The sequence below is a fragment of the Mycobacterium sp. MAC_080597_8934 genome (genome assembly GCF_000523975.1).
Lineage (GTDB): Bacteria > Actinomycetota > Actinomycetes > Mycobacteriales > Mycobacteriaceae > Mycobacterium > Mycobacterium avium.
In genome coordinates, this window is record NZ_JAOS01000023.1 from 231,270 (window position 1) to 251,070 (window position 19,801).

Genomic DNA, 19,801 nt, shown 5'->3' on the forward strand with positions numbered 1-19,801 from the left:
GGGTACCGAATGTTGCTGCGCGTTCTAGCTTTTCGGCGTCAGGACGACGACGGGGATCGGGCGCGACGTCCGCTTCTGATATTCGGCGTAGCGGTTCTGATTGTTCTTGTTCACGATCTCCCAGAGCCGGGCATAGTCAGCGTCGCCGGGCGGCACGATCCGCGCGGTGACGGCGAAACGCTTTGGGCCCACGTTGATTTCGGCTTCCGGCTTGGCTTTGAGGTTGTGATACCAGCCGGGGGCCTCGGGCGCGCCGCCCTTGGACGCGACCACCAAATAGTTCTCGCCGTCGCGGGCGTAGGTCAGCGACGTGGTGCGCGGTTTGCCGGTCTTGGCGCCGACGGTGTGCAGCAGCAGGCTCGGTATCCACAGCGTGCGGTGACCGATCCAGCCGTTCGTCTTGCGGTAGACCGTGTCGTGCACCCGCAGCACCTGTGGGAGCAGTTTTTCCTCTACGAAACTCATAACTGTCAGTCTCGTCAGTGGCGTCGCACTTATCCAGCGTTCCAACAACGGTGTTCTGAAGTGCGTCGGACGCCTACCGGCGAGGGCGTCGACGCAACGTCAGAGCTCGTCGACGATCGCGATACCCACGTCCCAGCCCGCCGCTTTTAAATTCTTGTCCCTGGTCCATAGCCGTGCACCGTCGACCAGAGCAACCGACCCAAGAAGATGGACGTCGATCGCACTCAGTCCGCGGCCCCACAAGCGGTGGCATTCGACGAGATGAAGGACCTCCGCATGCGTCAGCAACGGGAACGCCCGAAGATTGGACAGCAGGCGCAATAGATCGGCGCGCCGCCTGATCGCACCCAATGCCAACTCCTCGATCACCATTTGGTGGCAACCGATTGCGTCGTTGGTCAGGAACTCTATGAGTCGCTTGTCGGCGACGTGCAGATGATCGATCCATACCGACGTGTCAACGAGAATCATCGGCGGGTGTCCTCCGGCGAGGGCCGACCGATGCCTTCCGATCCGTGCCGCCGAGCGCCGCCAGCCGACGGGCGCTCTCTACCCGAACGAGTGTCTGCAGTCCCTGACGGAGGAGCGCCACGCTCTCTGTCACCCCGGTCAGTTCGGCCGCCTCTGCCAATAAGGCGTCGTCAATCGTCACCGTCGTCCTCATTTAGACACCTCCATGAGCATCATTGATGCATCCAATGATGCCACACTTAAGCGGCATAGCGGGGAACGTCCCGGGGCGTGGTGTAAATAGTGGCGGCGTGTCGGTGCTGATGTAGAGGGCCATCGCGTGAGTCTCTGTGGTGAAACGACCAAGGATCACTACCGAGAGGAACATCGCGATGGCCCTGGATCAGTCTGCCTTGCTGGAGGTGCTGGACGCATTACGCAATGCCGATGCCGCTGATCGGATCAAGCAGGCCGCCGAGACGATTTATCAGGCACTCATCGATGCGGAGCTGACGGCGGTGATCGGCGCCGGTCCGCATGAACGGAGCGCATCACGAACCAACCAGCGCAATGGGTCTCGGCCGCGCACACTGTCGACGATCGCTGGCGATTTGGAGTTGCGGATTCCCAAGCTTCGGTCGGGCTCGTTCTTCCCGGCGCTGCTGGAGCGGCGCCGCCGGGTCGATCAGTGCTTGTTCGCGGTGGTGATGGAGGCCTATTTGCACGGCACCTCCACCCGCAAAGTCGACGATTTGGTTAAAGCCCTCGGCGCGGACGCCGGCATCTCCAAAAGCGAGGTCTCCCGGATTTGCGCCGATCTGGACACCGAGGTAGGCGCCTTTCGGGACCGGCCTCTATCCGAGCAGCACTTCCCGTATGTGTTCCTCGACGCCACTTACTGCAAGGCTCGGGTCAACCATCGGGTGGTCTCCCAAGCGGTCGTCATCGCCACCGGTGTCGCGGTTGACGGACGCCGTGAAGTGCTCGGCTTCGACGTCGGTGACTCCGAGGACGGCGCGTTTTGGACGGCGTTTCTGCGCTCACTGAAAACCCGCGGCCTGTCCGGGGTGCAGCTGGTGATCTCTGATGCCCACACCGGGTTGCGCAGCGCCATCGAGGCCATCCTCATCGGCGCATCTTGGCAACGATGCCGGGTGCACTTCCTGCGCAACGTGCTCGCCCAGGTGCCCAAGGGATCAGCCGAGATGGTCGCCGCAGCGATCCGCACCATCTTCGCCCAACCCGACGCCGAACATGTGCGAGAGCAACTCGACACCATCGCCGGCATGCTCGGCCGCCAACTGCCCAAGGTCGAAACGATGCTGCGCGAGGCCGCCGACGACATCACCGCATTCGCCGATTTCCCTGTCCTGCACTGGAAAAAGATCTGGAGCACCAACCCCCTCGAACGACTCAACAAGGAGATCAAACGCCGCACCGACGTCGTCGGCGTCTTCCCCAACCCCGCCGCGCTGCTACGGCTGGCCGGCTCCGTTCTCGTCGAAGCCCACGACGAATGGCAAGTCGCCGAAAAGCGCTATCTCTCCGAGACCACCCTGGCCCTATTACATCCCCGCTCCGATTCAGCCGACCAATCCGTTGCCGTCCCCGCCGCCATCACGGCATAGTGGAAACTCGCAGAGCCTCAGGCGAAACGCCGATCGGCTTTACACCACTTCACGGGGCACAACCGGCATAGCGACGCGCGACGACTGTTGAACAGGCATCGAGATCGATGTTGAACCGGAACCAAACGATGCTTCGGATGTCCCTTCACACCGCCTCCGGGAACGTATGCAGCAAGCCGTCAGGCGGTCGCGACCTTGTTGGACTTCGTGCGGTTGCAGCGCCAGCACAGAGTCTGAAGATTGTCGGGAGTAGACATGCCGCCCTTGGAGATGGGCACGATGTGGTCCACCTCGAGAAGTAGGTGAGGTTCAGCCGCGAGCGACACCGAGCAGTACCGGCAGGTGTAATGATCACGCACCTTTATGGAGTTGCGCAGCCTCGAGGTCATTAGCGCCCGCTGGCCGGCAGCACTCTTTCTCCAGCGAATCTTCTGCGACAGTGTCTCGATGAGCGCGTCGATTGCTGGGGTGTCCAACGTGACGGTTGTGCGCTGCGAACTATTTCCGCCGGCACTGACGTACTCAAAGACGTACACAGGATACGGAACCCTGATCGGGGACAACTCAACACCGACGTGTTTCATAAACTCACCGAAGTAGTGCTTCAAGATGAACGCAGGCGGATTGAAAGACTTGGTGATGCTCGCCTCGCGCTGCGCAAGGTTGTTGACCGCATCTTCCAGTCGCGTGATGCTATCGCCCAAGTTTTCCACCTCGGCGAGATGGGCCTCGTCAGCTTTAATTCCAAAGTACTTCATCACGTACTTGAGGGGATCGGCCTTGGCATTGCGGACAACCTGTAGGGAACAGTTGTGTACGTCCGGCGCTTCGTAATTCGCTACGTTCCGGTCCCGGCGGTAATTCCAATGGCTGGTGTTCTGAAAAGACGCCAGATGTGCTTGGGCGCCGGCAGATGACGCGCCAAGCCTGAACGACCCACCGCTGCGGATCTCCGAGACGTAATCGGCGACCTCGTTGTGCTCGGCGACCACCGATGCGATCTTTTTCTTGTGGGCCAGGAATTCCTCGCTGGCGAAGTACCGCTCCTTGAGGATGTACAGAATGACCCTGTACAGGACGATGGCCGCAAGCCCAATTAAGACGATCGTTACGAAAGCTTCCATGCCGAGTCAAGCATCCCTTTGCAGAGTCTTCCGTTTAGCGAACCGGACTGTAGCAAAGCATTACGAGTGGTTTCGGCCTTTTGGCGAGATACCACGTCGCAACCGAGCGGCTGCTCAATCGCATCGTCGAGCGTGGGTCTAACGTACGAAAATCGCACCAGCTGCCTGCATATCCCCCACACTCGGCGGCGGCGCCGAGCTACACGTTGAACCGGAACTCGACCACGTCGCCGTCGGCCATGACGTAGTCCTTGCCCTCCATCCGGACCTTGCCGGCAGCCTTGGCCGCCGCCATCGACCCCGCGGCGATCAGGTCGTCGTAGGAGACGATTTCAGCTTTGATGAAACCCTTCTCGAAGTCGCTGTGAATCACCCCGGCGGCCTTCGGCGCGGTATCGCCCTGGTGAATCACCCACGCCCGCGCCTCTTTGGGCCCCGCGGTCAGGAACGTCTGCAACCTCAGCGTGTGAAAACCGGCCCGCGCCAACGCATCCAGGCCACGCTCGGTCTGCCCGATCGACTCCAGCAACTCCGCCGCCGACTCGTCGTCGAGTTCGATCAGCTCGGATTCGATGGCCGCGTCCAGGAACACCGCGTCGGCCGGAGCGACCAGCTCGCGCAGCTCGGCGATGCGCGCGGGATCGGTCAGCACCGACTCGTCGGCGTTGAAGACATAGAGAAAAGGCTTGGTGGTCAACAGGTTCAGCTCGCGCAGCAGGGAGGTGTCGGTGCCCGCGCTGAACAGCGTCTTGCCCCCGTTCAGCGTCTCCTGCGCGGCCAGCGCCGCCTCGTAGGCCGGCCGGCGCTCCTTGGAGGTGCGGGCCTCCTTCTCCAGCCGGCCCGCCGCGCGCTCCAGCGTCTGCAGGTCGGCCAGGATCAGCTCGGTCTCGACGACCTCGATGTCGGACCTGGGGTCCACCTGCCCGGCGACGTGGGTGACGTCGTCGTCGGCGAACACCCGCACCACCTGGCAGATGGCGTCGCATTCGCGAATGTGGGCCAGGAACTTGTTGCCCAGCCCCGCCCCCTCGGAGGCGCCCTTGACCAGGCCGGCGATGTCGACGAAGGTGACCGGCGCCGCCACGATGCGCTCGGACTTGAACATCTCGGCCAGCTTGTCCAGCCGCGGGTCGGGCAGCGGCACCACGCCCTCGTTGGGCTCGATCGTCGCGAACGGATAGTTGGCCGCGACCACGTTGTTCCGGGTCAACGCGTTGAACAAGGTCGACTTGCCGACATTGGGCAGGCCCACTATTCCCAGGCTCAGGCTCACAGGGAATCAAGTCTAGGGGCCCGGCGCCGGCGACCATCCGGGCGACCATTCCTGCGCCACGCCGTGGCACGCCCGCGATCGCTACGAGGTATTTACGAGCCTTTCGGTCCATTCCCGGTACGGTCTACATGTGTCAGCACAGCGGGCAAGTTCGACGGTGGCGAGCGCCCACCGTTCGATCCACCCAAACATCCCAGGCCTCCCCTGGTACGCGGCCGTGCTTGTCGCCGTCACCGCGACCGCCATCGGCTATGGAATCGACGCTGGTCACAAGGAGCTGACCCACGTCTTCGCGGGCTTCTATATAGCCGGTTGCGTGGCGGCGGTGCTGGCGGTGCGCCAGGACGGCATCTTCACCACGATCATCCAGCCGCCGCTGATCCTGTTCTGCGCGGTGCCCGGGGCCTACTGGTTGTTCCACGACGCCAAGGTGGGCCGGCTCAAAGACCTGCTGATCAACTGCGGCTATCCGCTGATCGAGCGGTTCCCGCTGATGCTGGGTACCGCCGGCGCCGTGCTGGCGATCGGCTTGGTCCGCTGGTATTTCGGGCACGGTCAACGGTCGACGACGGCGGCCGGCTCCGACGACGCCGCCGCCGGCCCCAGTGTCGACATCCAGTCCCTCGTCGGCGGCCTGGTGGCCAAGGTGCGGGCGGCGCTGCACCCCGACTCCGACGGCGATACCACCGAGGAGAGCGCACAGCGGCGCCGCACCCGCCGGTCGGGCTCGTCGTCGAGAACGCGGCGCACCGCGCGCAGCACTCGCTCGTCGGCAAGCAGTTCCCGTACCCGCTCGCGGCATGCGCGCCGCCGCTGGACGACGCCGCCGAACCGGCCGAACGCCCGAACGGCCGCGGCGCGCCGCCGGCGCAGCGCGGCGGCCCGCAACTACGACACCGCCGGCCGCAACTACGACGCCGCCGAACCGCCGCGGCGCACGCGCCGCCGCCCGGCCCGACGCCGACCCGAGCTGCGCGGCCAACCACCGCGCGAGCCGCGTCGCGAGCCGCGGCCCGGCGCAGTCCCTACGAACGGCCCGTGCCGCGCAGCAGCCGTTTCGACGGCTACGACCCGCCGAGCGGGCCGGAGAACCTGGGCCGCTACGACACCCCCGAGCCGCCGTATGAGCCCCGGCGCCGCCGCCCCGCGTCGACCGGCGCCAACGGGACGCATCACCCCATCTCGCAGGTCCGCTACCGCGGCGCCGCCGCGCCGGGCCAGCCGCGAGAACCGCACACCGAGCGCCGCACCCGTTCGCGGACGCCGGGCCGGACGCAGGGTCGGCCGCCGGCGGAGTCCTGGGAGTACGACGCCTGACGTCAGCCTGAGGCGATCAGCGCGCTGAGCGGATCTCCCGCGGCAACGCGAACACCAGGGTCTCCTGCGCCGTCGTCACCGGTTGCACCACGTCGAAGCCGCACTCGGCCAGCCGCTCGAGCACGCCTTGCACCAAGACCTCGGGGACGGACGCGCCCGAGGTGACGCCCACCGTGGTGACGCCTTCCAGCCACGCGGGGTCGATGTCGTCGGCCCAGTCCACCAGGTGGGCCGCACCGGCCCCGCCGCCCAGCGCCACTTCCACCAGCCGCACCGAGTTCGACGAGTTGCGCGAGCCGACAACGATCACCAGGTCGCATTCCGGCGCCATCGCCTTGACCGCCACCTGGCGGTTCTGGGTCGCGTAGCAGATGTCGTCACTCGGCGGGTCCTGCAGCTTGGGGAACCGCTGCCGGAGCCGCTCGACGATCTCCATGGTCTCGTCGACCGACAGCGTGGTCTGCGACAGCCACACCACCTTGTCCTCGTCGCGGACCGTCACGTTGTCCACCGCGGCCACCCCGTCGACCAGCTGCACATGGTCGGGCGCCTCCCCGGCGGTGCCGACCACCTCCTCGTGGCCCTCGTGGCCGATCAGCAGGATGTCGTAGTCGTTGCGGGCGAACCGGCGCGCCTCGTTGTGCACCTTGGTCACCAGCGGGCAGGTGGCGTCGATGGTGTGCAGGTTGCGTTCGGCGGCCGCGGCGTGCACCGTCGGCGCCACGCCGTGCGCGGAGAACACCACGATCGCCCCTTCGGGAACCTCGTCGGTCTCCTCGACGAACACCGCGCCGGCCTTCTCCAAGGTGCTGACCACGTGCCGGTTGTGCACGATCTCGTGGCGCACGTACACCGGCGGGCCGTGCTTCTCCAGTGCGCGCTCCACGGTTTCCACGGCCCGGTCCACGCCCGCGCAGTATCCGCGCGGCTCGGCCAGGAGCACGCGCTTGCGGGACGGGTTGACGGCTACGGAGCTGGATGCGCCGGGAATCCCCATGTCGACGGTCGGCGGCATGGCATCCAGGGTACGTTCTGCCGACACGGGCTTGCCAGCTCGCGCCGGCGGGCTTGGAGTTAGCCGCCGCTTGAGGCAATCTTGGACCCATGGCTACTGCACCGTATGGAGTTCGGCTGCTGGTCGGCGCGGCGACAGTCGCCGTTGAGGAGACCATGCGGCTGCCGAAAACCATCCTGATGTATCCGATGACGCTGGCCAGCCAGGCCGCCCACATCGTGATGCGCTTTCAGCAGAACCTCGCAGAGCTGGTGATCAAGGGGGACAGCACCCTCGAATCCATCTTTCCGCCCAAGGACGAGAAGCCGGAATGGGCGACCTTCGACGAGGACATCGACGACGCGGCCGACGGCTACGCCAACCCGGCCGACGGCAGTGAGGGCGAGCGCCGGGCCGAGGGCCGATTCGCGCTCTACTCGGTGGCCGACGCGCACGACGACGCCAGCGCCCTGACCAGGTCGGCCCGCCCGTCCGCGAAGCCGGCGGCCGAGGCGTCGGTCCCGACACCGGCGGTGGTCACCGAACTGGACTACTCGGCGCTGACGCTGGCCCAGCTGCGGGCCCGGCTGCAATCGCTGAGCGTGGACGAACTCGAGGCGCTGCTGGCCTACGAGCAGGCCACCAAGGGCCGGGCGCCGTTTCAGACGCTGCTGGCCAACAGGATCACCCGCGCGAACGCGAAGTGACCCGGGCCGCTACCTCCGAACCGAACTCCGCCGAGAACCCATTTCCGGTGCGCGCGGTGGCAATTCGGGTCGCGAGCTGGATCGACAGGCTGGGCACGGTATGGGTGGAGGGTCAGCTGGCCCAGGTGTCGCTGCGGCCGGACTCCAAAACCGTGTTCATGGTGCTGCGTGACCCGGCCGCCGACATGTCGCTGACCGTGACCTGCCCGCGCGACCTGGTGCTCAACGCCCCGGTGAAACTGGCCGAAGGCACCCAGGTGGTGGTGTGCGGCAAGCCCTCGTTCTACACCGGCCGGGGCACGTTTTCGCTGCGGCTGTCCGAGATCCGCGCCGTCGGGGTGGGCGAACTGCTGGCCCGCATCGAGCGGCTACGCCGACTGCTGGACGCCGAAGGGCTTTTCGACCCTCGCCTCAAGCGGCCAATTCCCTTCCTGCCCAACATGATCGGGCTGATCACCGGCCGGGCGAGCGCCGCCGAGCGGGACGTGAAAACCGTCGCGGCGGGGCGCTGGCCCGCGGTGCGTTTCGCCGTGCGCAACACCGCGGTGCAGGGACCCAACGCGGTCGCGCAGATCGTGGAGGCCCTGCGCGAACTCGACCGGGACCCCGAGGTCGACGTCATCGTGCTCGCCCGCGGCGGCGGCAGCGTGGAGGACCTGTTGCCGTTCTCCGACGAGACGCTGTGCCGCGCCATCGCCGCCTGCCGCACCCCGGTGATCAGCGCGGTCGGTCACGAACCCGACAACCCGCTGTGCGATCTGGTCGCCGACGTGCGCGCGGCCACCCCCACCGACGCCGCGAAGAAGGTGGTGCCCGACACCGCGGCCGAACAGCGGCTGATCGACGACCTGCGGCGGCGCAGCGCACAGGCGTTGCGCAACTGGGTATCTCGCGAGCAACGCGCGCTGGCCCAGATCCGCAGCCGCCCGGTGCTGGCCGAGCCGCTGCGCGCGTTGACCGCACGCGCCGAGGAGGTGCACCGCGCCCGGTCGGCGATTCGGCGCGACGTCACCCGGTTGACCGCCGCCGAAACCGAGCGGATCGGCCACCTGCGCGCCCGGCTGGCGACATTGGGCCCGGCGGCCACCCTGGCCCGCGGTTACGCCGTGGTGCAGACCGTCGGCGCCGGCGGCCCCCACGTGCTGCGTACGGTCGGCGACGCGCCGGCGGGCACCCGGCTGCGGGTCCGGGTCGCCGACGGCGCCGTGGCGGCGCTGAGCGAGGGACCGACCGATGGCGAATAACAAGAAGGACGAGCAGGCCGCCGCGGCTACACCTATTAGTCGACTGGGCTATGAGGCGTGCCGGGACGAACTGATCGAGGTCGTGCGGCAACTGGAACAGGGCGGCCTGGACCTGGACGCGTCGCTGAACTTGTGGGAAAGAGGCGAACAGCTGGCTAAACGCTGTGAAGAGCACTTAGCTGGAGCGCGCAAGAGAATCGAAGACGCCCTCGCCGCGGGCGAGGCTGACGACGACTGAATTCGACCCTATTGGAGAGCTTCGTTGCCACACTTTTTCGAAACTGGAACACGTTTCAGTTATGATCGGCCCCATGGGTGATCCATCGCTGACGGCCGAACTGGGTCGCGTTCTGGTCACCGGGGGCTCCGGGTTCGTCGGCGCCAACCTGGTGACCACCCTGCTCGAGCGCGGATATCAGGTTCGCTCCTTCGACCGCGCCCCCTCGCCGCTGCCGGCGCACCCACACCTGGAGGTGCTGCAGGGCGACATCACCGACGCCGGTGTGTGCGCCGCCGCGGTCGAGGGCATCGACACGATCTTTCACACCGCGGCGATCATCGACCTGATGGGCGGCGCCTCGGTCACCGAGGAGTACCGGCAGCGCAGCTTCGCGGTGAACGTCGGCGGCACCGAGAATCTGGTCCGTGCCGGGCAGGCGGCCGGCGTGCAGCGCTTCGTCTACACCTCGTCGAACAGCGTCGTCATGGGCGGCCAGAACATCGTCGGCGGCGACGAGACCTTGCCCTACACCGACCGGTTCAACGACCTCTACACCGAGACCAAGGTGCTCGCCGAGCGATTCGTCTTGGGCCAGAACGGCGTTGACGGCATGCTGACGTGTGCGATCCGGCCCAGTGGCATCTGGGGCCGGGGCGACCAAACCATGTTCCGCAAGCTGTTCGAAAGCGTGATCGCCGGCCACGTCAAGGTGCTGATCGGCCGCAAATCCGCCCGATTGGACAACTCTTACGTGCACAACCTGATTCACGGTTTCATCCTGGCGGCCCAGCACCTGACGCCCGGCGGCACCGCGCCCGGTCAGGCGTACTTCATCAACGACGCCGAGCCGATCAACATGTTCGAGTTCGCCCGGCCGGTGGTCGAGGCCTGCGGCGTGAACTGGCCCCGGGTCCGGGTCAACGGCCCCATCGTGCGCGCGGCGATGACGGGTTGGCAGCGGCTGCATTTCAGGTTCGGGATCCCGGCGCCGCTGCTCGAGCCGCTCGCGGTCGAGCGGCTGTATCTGGACAACTTCTTCTCCATCGCCAAGGCCTCGCGCGACCTCGGCTATCAGCCGCTGTTCACCACCGAGCAGGCGATGTCGGAATGCCTGCCGTACTACGTCGACATGTTCGAACAGATGAAGCGACAAGCCTTGGCGGGCAAGGCATCCGCCTAGCGGAAGCTGACCATCTCACTGCCCCAGGCGGCACGGGCCTTGGCGTCCACGTCGTGGGCCAGCACGTCGTTCTTGCCGATGATCAGGCAGGCGCGGTCCTGCTCCTGATACGGCGCCCACTCCGGGCTGCCGGCGGGGCCCGCCGGTTTCGCGTGCGCGGCGAAGTTGGTCCATCGGGTCCGCACCCGCTTGGACACCGCCTTGGCGGTCTTGCTGCCGCCGAGCTTGAGGGTGGGATCCTTGGGCGCACCGAGAGTGCCCCAGACATAAGGCAATTCGGTGGCGTGCGCGGCCTTGACCATCAGCAGCCTCAGCAGCGGGGTGGAGTAGTCGAACCGGTACAGATACACCGGCGCCACCCGGGCGTGCCCCTCGGCGAGCCACACCGACGGCATCCGGAAGCCCACGTCGGTGGCGATGCTCAAATACCTTGCCCTGCGGCGGAATCGGGAATAGGCGGAGCCGATCTGCTTTTCGGTGGGCAGCTGCAAGTCGGGTTGTTCGGCGGCGATCTGGTTGAACATCGAGGTGATGGCGTGCGGGGTGATCGGCATCAGCGCCGAGCGCATCAGCCGGAACAGCGCCGCCTCGTGCTGGTTGGTACCGATGATCAGCGGCACCGGGTGCGAGCCGCCCTGTTGTGCCACCTTCACCGGATAGTCGGCCAGCACGTCGCCGTCGACGATCGGGACGAACGCCAGCGTCCCCGGATTGCGCACCGGCACTTCGTCGAACACCTGTTGGGAGGCGGCCAGGATCGCCGCCATCGGCATGTCGATCAGCCGTCGTGACTCCGATGCGGTGATGCCCAGCTTGCCCAGGAAGGCTTCGGCGACACGGGCGGCGCGGTCACGGTCGTACACCGAGGTGGCCGGCGAACTCTGCGCGATGGCAGCGGCGAACAGGCCCGCGGCCGCGGGGCTGGCCAACAGCGTGGTGACGATCCCCGCCCCTGCCGACTCGCCGAACAGGGTGACCCGCCGCGGGTCGCCGCCGAATGCGGTGATGTTGTCGCGCACCCACTCCAGCGCCGCCAGCACGTCGCGCAGCCCGACGTTGGAGTCGAAGCTGCGCCCCGCGCTGTTCAGCGACGACAGGTCGAGAAAGCCGAGCGCGCCGAGCCGGTAGTTGACCGTCACCACCACGACGTCGCCGTGGCTGACCAGCCGGCGGCCGTCGTAGAGCGTCTGGCTGCTCGACCCCAGCACGTAGGCGCCGCCGTGCAGCCACACCATCACCGGCTTGGCGTCCCCGGGTTGGGTGTCGGCGGATGCCCAGACGTTGAGCCGCAAGCAGTCTTCGCCTTGGGGCGCACCCAAATCCAGCGGCATGTTCGGGAACACCGGCTGCGGACAGGCGGGGCCGAAGACGGTGGCGTCGGCCACCTCGGTCCACCGCTCGGGCGGCTGGGGCGCGCGGAAGCGCAGGTCGCCGATGGGCGGCGCCGCGTAGCGAATGCCTTTCCACGCCTTGACACCGTCGGCTGCGACGCCCCGGACCGGGCCGTAACCGGTTTCCACCACGAGGTCATCGACCGCCATGCGCACAAAACCTCCTGGAAGAAACTGAAAACGGCGTCGCCTCATTATGGTCGGTGAGCCGCGCGGCCCGAGGCGGTTCGCCTAGCGCGCGCCCAGCCGCTGGGTGAGGAATTCGACCACCCGCTTGCGGGCCTCGTAGGCGGGGTGGCCGTCGACTTCGCGGACTTCCAGGGTGAGCACCGAGTGCGCCGTCTTGCCGAATCCGTGTTCGTTGCCCGGGCGCGAGTCGATCTCGATCACCTCGAAGGCGTCGCCGAGCCGCTGTTTGAGTGCGGTGAACCGCTCACGCGGCGACGTCCAGTCCTCGCTGAACCGTAAACCCATGGCGCACAAGCCCTCATTGGCGCACCGGTCGGCCACGGCGGCCAGCTCGGCCTCGCTCACGCCGGGGTCGCGGCGCCGCGTCGCGCCCAGCGGGAAGGGCACCGACGGCTGCGACAGCACCGGTGCCAGCACGCTCTCGTCGACCGCGGCGGCCAACGCGAAACCGCCGGTGAAGCATTGGCCGATCACCCCTACCCCGTCACCCGGCGTCGACGCGTTGAGGTCACGGGCCAACGCCCGCAGGAACAACAACACCGGCCGCTGCTTGTTGGTGGCGAACGCGGCGAATTCCCTTGCCACGCAGGCCCTCGTCATGCCCGCGACGAGGTAGCCCGGCGAAACCGGCTTGCCCGGCTCACCGAACAGCGACGGCATCGCGACCGTGAAACCGTTGTCCACCAAATGATTACCCAGGGCCAACACCCCGGGATGAATCCCCGGCAGCTCCGGGATCAGCACCACGCCCGGGCCCACGCCCTTGCGGTAGACGTCGTGGGTGTAGCCGCCACCGCTGAACGGTGCCACCGACCAGCCGGACAGATCAGCCTCTGGTGCAGTCATGCTCGGCCTTTCGTCAGCGCACGGGCAACGGCGGTTGCGACTGGGTCGCCGAGGCCAACGTACGGAACTGCTCGGCGCTTCCGGCGCCGGTGATCGCGATCTGGGTGGCGCCGCCCGCGCCGGTCAGCCGGGTCGTCCACACCGGCTCGGCGTCCGCGCCGCTTTGACCGGAACCCTGATAGATGACCCAGCTGGTTCCGGCGACGTCGACCGTTCCGGTCGGGTAGGCCGACGGATGAATCGAGTTGATCAGCTTGTCCTCGTCGGCGTTGCTCTGCGTCAGGCTCAGATACATCCCGGTCGGGCTGATGTAGCCGACCACCGAGGTGGGGGCATTAAGCCGTTGACCGGTCGACGGGTCGGTCCGGCCGTTCTGGATGCCGCCGCGGTGGCCGGAGTTGGCCTGCCAGCCGGCCGGCAGCGCCGGTTGGCGGACGGGGAAGCCCAGCGTCGCGGCGTCCGCCCGCAGGGCCGCCGCGGCGTCGTAGGACGGGATGGGCCCCGGCCTGCCGTGCAGCTGCAACGAACACATGCCCAGCAGCCCGGCCAGCACGACACACCCGATCACCAGCGGTATCAGGGACCAGAACATGTCGCGGCCGTCCTGCAGCAGCCGCGGTTTCTCCGGCCTGGGAACGGGCCCGGCCGCCGCGGCAGACTCGCCCGGCGAGCTGGCATTCAGCGACGGCTGCTCGGTCATCCTCCAAGTATCCCAGTTCTCGCGGACCGATCCGCTTCTGGGACAATCAGCAACCATGACAGTTGAGGGCGACCGCTCGTCCGCCGCCACCGGCCGGGCCCCGGCGCAGGGCCGGCCGCGCGGCGAGGCACCAGACCGCAACCTGGCGTTGGAACTGGTCCGCGTCACCGAGGCCGGCGCCATGGCCGCCGGACGCTGGGTCGGCCGCGGCGACAAAGAGGGCGGTGACGGGGCGGCCGTCGACGCGATGCGTGAGCTGGTCAACACGGTGTCGATGCGCGGTGTGGTGGTCATCGGCGAGGGCGAGAAGGACCACGCGCCGATGCTCTACAACGGCGAGGAGGTCGGCAACGGCGACGGCCCGGAATGCGACTTCGCCGTCGACCCGATCGACGGCACCACGCTGATGAGCAAGGGCATGCCCAACGCGATCTCGGTGCTGGCGGTGGCCGACCGCGGCGCCATGTTCGACCCGTCGGCGGTGTTCTACATGAACAAGATCGCCGTCGGGCCCGAGGCCGCGCACGTGCTCGACATCACCGCGCCGATCGCCGAGAACATCAAGGCCGTCGCCAAGGTCAAGGCCCTGTCGGTGCGCGACATGACCGTGTGCATCCTGGACCGGCCGCGGCACGCGAAGCTCATCGACGAGGTCCGCGAGACCGGGGCCCGGATCCGGCTGATCACCGACGGCGACGTGGCCGGCGCGATCTCGGCCTGCCGCCCGCACTCCGGCACCGACATGCTGGCCGGCATCGGCGGCACCCCGGAGGGCATCATCGCCGCCGCCGCCATCCGCTGCATGGGCGGCGCCATCCAGGCGCAGCTGGCCCCCCGCGACGACGAGGAACGCCAGAAGGCCATCGACGCCGGCTACGACCTGGACCAGATCCTGACCACCGAGGACCTGGTCTCCGGTGAGAACGTCTTCTTCTGCGCCACCGGGGTCACCAACGGTGACCTGCTCAAGGGTGTGCAGTACTACCCCGGCGGCTGCACCACCCAGTCGATCGTCATGCGATCGAAGTCGGGCACCGTCCGGATGATCGAGGCCTACCATCGGCTGTCGAAGCTCAACGAGTACTCCGCCATCGACTTCACCGGCGACAGCTCTGCCGCCTATCCCCTGCCCTGAGAACCGACCCGAGAACGAGGAAGCCACACTATGGCCACTGACGACGGCGACACCGACTACCGCATCGAGCGCGACACCATGGGCGAGGTCCGGGTACCCGCAAAAGCGTTGTGGCGCGCGCAAACCCAGCGCGCGGTCGAGAACTTCCCGATCTCGGGCCGGGGCCTGGAACGCACCCAGATCCGCGCCCTGGGCCTGCTGAAGGGTGCCTGCGCGCAGGTTAACAAGGACCTCGGGCTGCTGGCGCCGGAGAAGGCCGACGCGATCATCGCCGCGGCCGCCGAGATCGCCGACGGTCGCCACGACGACCAGTTTCCCATCGACGTCTTCCAGACCGGCTCGGGCACCAGCTCGAACATGAACACCAACGAGGTGATCGCGTCCATCGCGGCCGCCAACGGGGTGACCGTGCATCCCAACGACGACGTCAACATGTCGCAGTCGTCGAACGACACCTTCCCCACCGCAACCCACATCGCGGCCACGGAAGCCGCAGTGCGCCATCTGATTCCGGCGCTGCAGGTGCTGCACGACGCCCTGGCGAGCAAGGCCCGCGAGTGGCACACCGTGGTCAAGTCGGGCCGCACCCACCTGATGGACGCCGTGCCGGTGACGCTCGGCCAGGAGTTCAGCGGCTACGCCCGCCAGATCGAGGCCGGCATCGAACGGGTGCGGGCCACGCTGCCCCGGCTGGGTGAGCTGGCGATCGGCGGGACCGCGGTGGGCACCGGCCTCAACGCTCCCGACGGCTTCGGCGCCAAGGTGGTCGAGACGCTGATCGCCTCCACCGGGCTGAGCGAATTGCGCACGGCGACAAACTCGTTCGAGGCCCAGGCGGCGCGCGACGGGCTGGTCGAGGCCTCCGGCGCGCTGCGCACCATCGCGGTGTCGCTGACCAAGATCGCCAACGACATCCGCTGGATGGGCTCGGGGCCGCTGACCGGCCTGGCCGAGATCGCCCTTCCCGATCTGCAGCCGGGCAGCTCGATCATGCCGGGCAAGGTGAATCCGGTTATCCCCGAAGCGGTTACGCAGGTCGCCGCGCAGGTGATCGGCAACGACGCGGCGGTGGCCGTCGGCGGCTTGTCGGGCGCCTTCGAGCTCAACGTGTACATCCCGATGATGGCCCGTAACATCCTGGAGTCGTTCAAGCTGCTGACCAACGTGTCGAGGCTGTTCGCCGAGCGCTGCATCAGCGGGCTGAGCGCCAACGTGGAGCACCTGCGCGAGCTCGCCGAATCCTCACCGTCGATCGTGACGCCGCTGAACTCGGCGATCGGCTACGAGGAGGCGGCGGCGGTGGCCAAGCAGGCGCTCAAGGAGCGCAAGACGATTCGGCAGACCGTCATCGACCGCGGGCTGATCGGCGACAAGCTGTCGCTCGAGGAGCTCGACCGCCGGCTCGACGTGCTGGCCATGGCCAAGGTCAAGCCGCAGGACTGAGCCGACCGTTCGGTGACGGCGGTTGATGACAGTAAGGATGGTTTTTCGATGACGGCTCCTCCCGGCGGTCCCTACGGCCCGGGGTCCTACGGAAGCAATCCGTATGGGCAGGAGCCGAATTGGGGCGGCCAGCCACCAGGCGGCCAGCCACAGGGCGGTCAGCAACCAGGCGGCCAGCCACAGGGCGGTCAGCCACAGGGCGTCCCCTATCCGCAGCCCGGGCAGTATCCGGCCGGCGGTCCGTATCCCTACCCGCCGCCGGGCGGCGGCTACCCGTACCCGGGTGGCCCCTACCCGGGCGGCCCGTACCCGGGTGCGCCGTATCCCGGTCCCGGACAGCCGTTCGGTCCCGGCGGGCCCTACTCGCCGGGACCGCCGCCCGGCGGCCCCGGCTCCAAGTTGCCCTGGCTGATCGTCGCCGGGCTGGTCGTGCTGGCGGTGATCGCGCTGGTGGCCACCCTGGTGGTGATGAAGGGCGGGCACGGCAGCAAGCCGTCCGGCGCCACGCCCTCGTCCACCAGCACCTCGGTGTCGCAGCCGAAGAACTCGGCGCAGAACGCCACCGATTGCACCCCGAACGTGTCCGGCGGCGACATGCCCCGGTCCGACTCCATCGCCGCGGGCAAGCTTTCGTTCCCGGCCAACGCGGCGCCGTCGGAGTGGACGGTGTTCTCCGACGACCAGGGCCCGAACCTGATCGGTGCGCTGGGCGTGGCCCAGGATGTGCCGGGGGCCAACCAGTGGATGATGACCGCCGAGGTCGGCGTCACCAACTTCGTCCCCAGCATGGACCTCACCGCGCAGGCCACCAAACTGATGCAGTGCCTGGCCAACGGGCCCGGCTATGCGAACGCGATGCCCACCCTGGGCCCGATCAAGACGTCACCGATCACCGTCGACGGCACCAAGGCGGTCCGGGCCGACGCCGACGTCACCATCGCCGACCCCACCCGCAACGTCAAGGGCGATTCGGTCACCATCATCGCGGTCGACACCAAACCCGTCAGCGTGTTCATCGGCAGCACACCGATCGGTGACAGCGCCTCGGCCGGACTGATCGGCAAGATCATCGCCGCGCTGAAGGTCGCGAAGTCCTAACCGGTGGGCGCCGAGACGTGGGTGGTCTCGGACCGCCCGCGCAGCACGGTGGAATAGCATTCGGCCCAGTGCCCGCGTTCGGCCTCGCCGGCCGCCTCGATCGCCGCCGCCGAACACAGGATTCTGCGGTCGGCGGTCTTGGCCAGGTCGGCCAGCCGCGCCGCCTCGTTCACGGCGTCACCGATCACGGTGTATTCGTACCGGTTCTCGGCGCCGACGTTGCCGGCGAAGACCCGGCCCGCGGACACACCGATCCCGAAATCGACTGGCAACTGCCGTAATTGGGTACCGAGCGTGCGGGCCGTCGCCAGCGCCGCAGACGCCGGCTCATTGGTCGGCAACGGCACCCCGAAGACGGCCAGCGCGGCGTCGCCGGCGAATTTGTTGACCAGACCGTGGTGTTCGTCGACGGCGTTGACGACAATCCGGAAGAAGTCGTTGAGCACCTCCGCGACCTCTTGCGGGGGGCGGCTTTCCGCGAGCTGGGTGGAGCCGACCAGATCGATGAACAGCACCGCCGCTTCCACCACGTCCCCGGACAGCGACGCCCCCTCTTCGATGGCGCGCTGCGCGACGTCCGCGCCGACGTGCCGGCCGAACAGGTCGCGCAGCCGGTCACGCTCGGCGAGCCCGGCCACCATCCGGTTGAAACCCGTTTGCAGCCTGCCGATTTGGGAGCGCTCGTAGGCGCCGACGTAGGTCTCCATCCGGCCGTGCTCAATCTCGGCCATCGCATCGACGACCTCGCCGATCGGATCGGAGATGGAGCGCGACGTCAAGATCATCGTCGGCAGCCCGAGCACCAGCGCCGCCAGCGACACCACCAGGATGGGCACATCCAGCGACGCGGACTTCTCGACCAACCAGCCGTACGAGCGCAGCACCACCAAGGCCGCGATGACGGCGATGGGGAACGCGCTGCACAGGAACCACAGCAGGACCAGCCGCGCGTACACGCTGGGCACCGCCAGCCGCGGCTCGGCGCCCAGCGTGGCCGCCCGCATGATGGGCCGCAGCGTGCGCTGGGCGAGCAGCATCCCGGTGCCGGCGGCGGCCGAGCCGCCCAGCAACGCGCCGAGCGCGATGGGCAGCAGAAGTCGTGCTCCCCCAGCCAGATTCAGCAGCAGGAAGATCCCACCGCTCACCGCCCAGGCGGTCACCAGGATCGCCGACTGGCGGCCGGCCAGCTTCATCACCGCGTCGCGCTGCTGCGGCGTGGGTTCCTCGCCCGCGACATACCAGCGCAGCGTGGGAGCCAGGCTCAGCGCGCCGGCCACCGCGACGCCGACGATGCCCAGCGCGATGAGCGCCAGCACCGGCCCGGTGTTCTGCCGCGCGAAGTCGGCGTTGACTCCGACGGATGTGTGGCCGCGCAACGGGATCAGGATGGCCGCGGCTTCGCCGACGGCCAGCACATACGACAGGCTCATGTCCAGCCCGTAGCGAAACAGCCACCGCCGAGCGGACTTTCGCTCCTCTGTAGCTGCCCGCGTGCTAGGCACCGTTGTTCGGCCCGCCGGAGTTCTGCCCGGGGATGTCGGTGATCGGGAAGTTGGGCATCGGCTTCGGCGAGGGCGTGTCGGGCAGCTTGGGGATGTCGGAGGCGGGGATGTCGCGCAGCCCGTTGACCGGTGGGCCGTTCTCCCGGCTGCCGTAACTGCTGCCGGGCGCTCGCGGCCCCAGCAGTTCGCTGACCGTCACCAGCCGGTAGCCGTTGGCCTTGAGCACCGGGATGAACTGGTACACCAGATCGACGGTGCTCGAGTAGGTGTTGTGGAACAACACCACCGAGCCCGGTTTGATGTAGGTCATCAGCATGTACCGCGTCGCGGCGGTGTTGGAGTCATTGGCCCAATCGAAAGGGATGACATCCCAAAGGATTTCGGCCAGCCCCAACTGGCCGGCGGTCTGACGCACCACCGGGTTGGACAGCCCGCCGGCGGGGCGGTACAGGTTCGGGGTGCGGCCGGTGGCGGCGGTGATCGCGTCATTGGCCTTGGTGAATTGGGCGGCGATGTCCTCGGTGGGGATGGTGGTCATGTTGGGGTGTTCCCAGGTGTGGTTGCCGATCTCCATTCCCGCATCGGCGATGCGCTTGGCACCGGCCGGGTTCGCGGCCACCTTGTTGCCGATCAAAAAGAAGGTGGCCTTGGCGTCGTTGTCCTTGAGGATCTGCAGCAGCCGCTCGTCGAAAGGGCCGGGCCCGTCGTCGAACGTCAGCGCCACGCACTTGACGACCGAGCAGCTCAGGTCGTCGGCGCGGGTGACGTGGCCGGTCAGCCCGCCGATCACCAGCACCGCGACGGCCGCCAGCACCCCGACGACCGTGCGCCAGTAGCGCCAGGCCAGGGTGTCGGGTCGTTTCGCCACCGTGGAAGTTTATCGAAAGCGGCCGTA

General features: G+C 67.7%; 19 protein-coding genes and 1 pseudogene. 9 read left to right on the forward strand and 11 right to left on the reverse strand.

Features of this window, described 5'->3' with window-relative positions; translation table 11 throughout:
- Positions 1–24 precede the first annotated feature (24 nt).
- The 3 genes from NF20_RS13695 to NF20_RS26335 all read right to left on the reverse strand — a co-directional run bounded on the left by NF20_RS13695 (position 25) and on the right by NF20_RS26335 (position 1,129).
- The gene (locus NF20_RS13695; protein WP_003875392.1) at positions 25–465 is read right to left on the reverse strand and encodes a nitroreductase family deazaflavin-dependent oxidoreductase; all 441 of its coding nucleotides are present in this window, start codon (positions 463–465) and stop codon (positions 25–27) included.
- 99 nt (positions 466–564) lie between these two features.
- Positions 565–936, reverse strand: a complete 372-nt coding sequence (locus NF20_RS13700; protein ID WP_003875391.1) for a type II toxin-antitoxin system VapC family toxin — start codon at positions 934–936, stop codon at positions 565–567.
- Positions 923–1,129 (reverse strand): type II toxin-antitoxin system VapB family antitoxin, encoded by a 207-nt coding sequence (locus NF20_RS26335; RefSeq protein ID WP_011724021.1) that lies wholly within the window; start codon positions 1,127–1,129, stop codon positions 923–925. Before NF20_RS26335 ends, NF20_RS13700 begins: the two co-directional genes overlap by 14 nt.
- A gap of 178 nt (positions 1,130–1,307) precedes the next feature.
- Between NF20_RS26335 and NF20_RS13705 the strand changes: the two genes are divergently transcribed.
- Positions 1,308–2,543 (forward strand): IS256-like element IS1311 family transposase, encoded by a 1,236-nt coding sequence (locus tag NF20_RS13705; protein WP_033712867.1) that lies wholly within the window; start codon positions 1,308–1,310, stop codon positions 2,541–2,543.
- Between the two features lie 179 nt (positions 2,544–2,722).
- On the opposite strand, the gene NF20_RS13710 is transcribed toward NF20_RS13705, so the two are convergent.
- Together NF20_RS13710 and ychF are read right to left on the reverse strand one after the other, a co-directional pair.
- Entirely contained in the window at positions 2,723–3,667 is a 945-nt protein-coding gene (locus tag NF20_RS13710) for an HNH endonuclease (RefSeq protein WP_003875389.1), read from the reverse strand.
- 199 nt (positions 3,668–3,866) lie between these two features.
- Positions 3,867–4,940, reverse strand: coding sequence for a redox-regulated ATPase YchF (gene ychF, locus NF20_RS13715; RefSeq protein WP_033710961.1), 1,074 nt, complete (start codon positions 4,938–4,940; stop codon positions 3,867–3,869).
- Positions 4,941–5,070: 130 nt separating this feature from the next.
- Between ychF and NF20_RS13720 the strand changes: the two are divergent.
- Positions 5,071–6,257, forward strand: a pseudogene (locus NF20_RS13720) (DUF6542 domain-containing protein).
- Between the two features lie 16 nt (positions 6,258–6,273).
- On the opposite strand, the gene NF20_RS13725 reads toward NF20_RS13720, so the two are convergent.
- On the reverse strand, positions 6,274–7,272 hold the full coding sequence (locus NF20_RS13725; RefSeq protein WP_009975388.1) for a 4-hydroxy-3-methylbut-2-enyl diphosphate reductase: 999 nt from the start codon (positions 7,270–7,272) through the stop codon (positions 6,274–6,276).
- Between the two features lie 89 nt (positions 7,273–7,361).
- Here NF20_RS13725 and NF20_RS13730 point away from each other — a divergent pair, with 89 nt between their 5' ends.
- From NF20_RS13730 to NF20_RS13745, 4 genes are all read left to right on the forward strand, one after another.
- Complete coding sequence (locus NF20_RS13730) at positions 7,362–7,958, forward strand: lipid droplet-associated protein (RefSeq protein ID WP_011724015.1); 597 nt, start codon at positions 7,362–7,364, stop codon at positions 7,956–7,958.
- Entirely contained in the window at positions 7,955–9,202 is a 1,248-nt protein-coding gene (gene xseA / locus NF20_RS13735; RefSeq protein ID WP_009975385.1) for an exodeoxyribonuclease VII large subunit, read from the forward strand. The genes NF20_RS13730 and xseA overlap by 4 nt, the downstream gene beginning before the upstream one ends.
- Positions 9,192–9,440 (forward strand): exodeoxyribonuclease VII small subunit, encoded by a 249-nt coding sequence (locus NF20_RS13740; RefSeq protein WP_003875383.1) that lies wholly within the window; start codon positions 9,192–9,194, stop codon positions 9,438–9,440. The genes xseA and NF20_RS13740 overlap by 11 nt, the downstream gene beginning before the upstream one ends.
- A 61-nt stretch (positions 9,441–9,501) precedes the next feature.
- Positions 9,502–10,602 carry an NAD-dependent epimerase/dehydratase family protein gene (locus tag NF20_RS13745; RefSeq protein WP_033717310.1) on the forward strand — a complete coding sequence of 367 codons (1,101 nt, stop codon included), beginning with the start codon at positions 9,502–9,504 and terminating at the stop codon, positions 10,600–10,602.
- Here NF20_RS13745 and NF20_RS13750 read toward each other — a convergent pair.
- The 3 genes from NF20_RS13750 to NF20_RS13760 all read right to left on the reverse strand — a co-directional run bounded on the left by NF20_RS13750 (position 10,599) and on the right by NF20_RS13760 (position 13,728).
- Positions 10,599–12,143: a carboxylesterase/lipase family protein gene (locus NF20_RS13750; RefSeq protein WP_033710962.1), complete on the reverse strand. Its 1,545-nt coding sequence runs from the start codon at positions 12,141–12,143 to the stop codon at positions 10,599–10,601. The two genes, NF20_RS13745 and NF20_RS13750, sit on opposite strands and share 4 nt — an antisense overlap.
- Positions 12,144–12,224: 81 nt before the next feature.
- Positions 12,225–13,028, reverse strand: coding sequence for a dienelactone hydrolase family protein (locus NF20_RS13755; protein ID WP_033710963.1), 804 nt, complete (start codon positions 13,026–13,028; stop codon positions 12,225–12,227).
- A gap of 13 nt (positions 13,029–13,041) precedes the next feature.
- Complete coding sequence (locus tag NF20_RS13760) at positions 13,042–13,728, reverse strand: DUF4245 domain-containing protein (RefSeq protein WP_031353915.1); 687 nt, start codon at positions 13,726–13,728, stop codon at positions 13,042–13,044.
- A 55-nt stretch (positions 13,729–13,783) separates the two neighbouring features.
- Between NF20_RS13760 and glpX the strand changes: the two genes are divergently transcribed.
- The 3 genes from glpX to NF20_RS13775 are packed head-to-tail and all read left to right on the forward strand — an operon-like array spanning position 13,784 to position 17,404.
- Positions 13,784–14,863, forward strand: coding sequence for a class II fructose-bisphosphatase (gene glpX / locus NF20_RS13765; protein ID WP_003875378.1), 1,080 nt, complete (start codon positions 13,784–13,786; stop codon positions 14,861–14,863).
- A gap of 30 nt (positions 14,864–14,893) precedes the next feature.
- Positions 14,894–16,306, forward strand: a complete 1,413-nt coding sequence (locus NF20_RS13770; RefSeq protein WP_003875377.1) for a class II fumarate hydratase — start codon at positions 14,894–14,896, stop codon at positions 16,304–16,306.
- A 48-nt stretch (positions 16,307–16,354) separates the two neighbouring features.
- The gene (locus NF20_RS13775) at positions 16,355–17,404 is read left to right on the forward strand and encodes a hypothetical protein (RefSeq protein WP_033710964.1); all 1,050 of its coding nucleotides are present in this window, start codon (positions 16,355–16,357) and stop codon (positions 17,402–17,404) included.
- On the opposite strand, the gene NF20_RS13780 is transcribed toward NF20_RS13775, so the two are convergent.
- Together NF20_RS13780 and NF20_RS13785 are read right to left on the reverse strand one after the other, a co-directional pair.
- The gene (locus NF20_RS13780; RefSeq protein WP_011724009.1) at positions 17,401–18,834 is read right to left on the reverse strand and encodes an adenylate/guanylate cyclase domain-containing protein; all 1,434 of its coding nucleotides are present in this window, start codon (positions 18,832–18,834) and stop codon (positions 17,401–17,403) included. The two genes, NF20_RS13775 and NF20_RS13780, sit on opposite strands and share 4 nt — an antisense overlap.
- A 64-nt stretch (positions 18,835–18,898) precedes the next feature.
- The gene (locus NF20_RS13785; protein ID WP_023865335.1) at positions 18,899–19,774 is read right to left on the reverse strand and encodes a polysaccharide deacetylase family protein; all 876 of its coding nucleotides are present in this window, start codon (positions 19,772–19,774) and stop codon (positions 18,899–18,901) included.
- Positions 19,775–19,801 lie beyond the last annotated feature (27 nt).

What these genes read in the sequence shown, in the direction of transcription:
- NF20_RS13755 (WP_033710963.1), bottom strand. Translation starts at nt 13,028, where the DNA reads ATGACTGCACCAGAGGCTGATCTGTCCGGCTGGTCGGTGGCACCGTTC.
- glpX (WP_003875378.1), top strand. Translation starts at nt 13,784, where the DNA reads ATGACAGTTGAGGGCGACCGCTCGTCCGCCGCCACCGGCCGGGCCCCG.
- NF20_RS13745 (WP_033717310.1), top strand. Translation starts at nt 9,502, where the DNA reads ATGATCGGCCCCATGGGTGATCCATCGCTGACGGCCGAACTGGGTCGC.
- NF20_RS13770 (WP_003875377.1), top strand. Translation starts at nt 14,894, where the DNA reads ATGGCCACTGACGACGGCGACACCGACTACCGCATCGAGCGCGACACC.
- NF20_RS13710 (WP_003875389.1), bottom strand. Translation starts at nt 3,667, where the DNA reads ATGGAAGCTTTCGTAACGATCGTCTTAATTGGGCTTGCGGCCATCGTC.
- NF20_RS26335 (WP_011724021.1), bottom strand. Translation starts at nt 1,129, where the DNA reads ATGAGGACGACGGTGACGATTGACGACGCCTTATTGGCAGAGGCGGCC.
- NF20_RS13780 (WP_011724009.1), bottom strand. Translation starts at nt 18,834, where the DNA reads ATGAGCCTGTCGTATGTGCTGGCCGTCGGCGAAGCCGCGGCCATCCTG.
- NF20_RS13695 (WP_003875392.1), bottom strand. Translation starts at nt 465, where the DNA reads ATGAGTTTCGTAGAGGAAAAACTGCTCCCACAGGTGCTGCGGGTGCAC.
- NF20_RS13760 (WP_031353915.1), bottom strand. Translation starts at nt 13,728, where the DNA reads ATGACCGAGCAGCCGTCGCTGAATGCCAGCTCGCCGGGCGAGTCTGCC.
- NF20_RS13705 (WP_033712867.1), top strand. Translation starts at nt 1,308, where the DNA reads ATGGCCCTGGATCAGTCTGCCTTGCTGGAGGTGCTGGACGCATTACGC.
- NF20_RS13750 (WP_033710962.1), bottom strand. Translation starts at nt 12,143, where the DNA reads ATGGCGGTCGATGACCTCGTGGTGGAAACCGGTTACGGCCCGGTCCGG.
- NF20_RS13700 (WP_003875391.1), bottom strand. Translation starts at nt 936, where the DNA reads ATGATTCTCGTTGACACGTCGGTATGGATCGATCATCTGCACGTCGCC.
- NF20_RS13730 (WP_011724015.1), top strand. Translation starts at nt 7,362, where the DNA reads ATGGCTACTGCACCGTATGGAGTTCGGCTGCTGGTCGGCGCGGCGACA.
- NF20_RS13740 (WP_003875383.1), top strand. Translation starts at nt 9,192, where the DNA reads ATGGCGAATAACAAGAAGGACGAGCAGGCCGCCGCGGCTACACCTATT.
- NF20_RS13775 (WP_033710964.1), top strand. Translation starts at nt 16,355, where the DNA reads ATGACGGCTCCTCCCGGCGGTCCCTACGGCCCGGGGTCCTACGGAAGC.
- NF20_RS13725 (WP_009975388.1), bottom strand. Translation starts at nt 7,272, where the DNA reads ATGCCGCCGACCGTCGACATGGGGATTCCCGGCGCATCCAGCTCCGTA.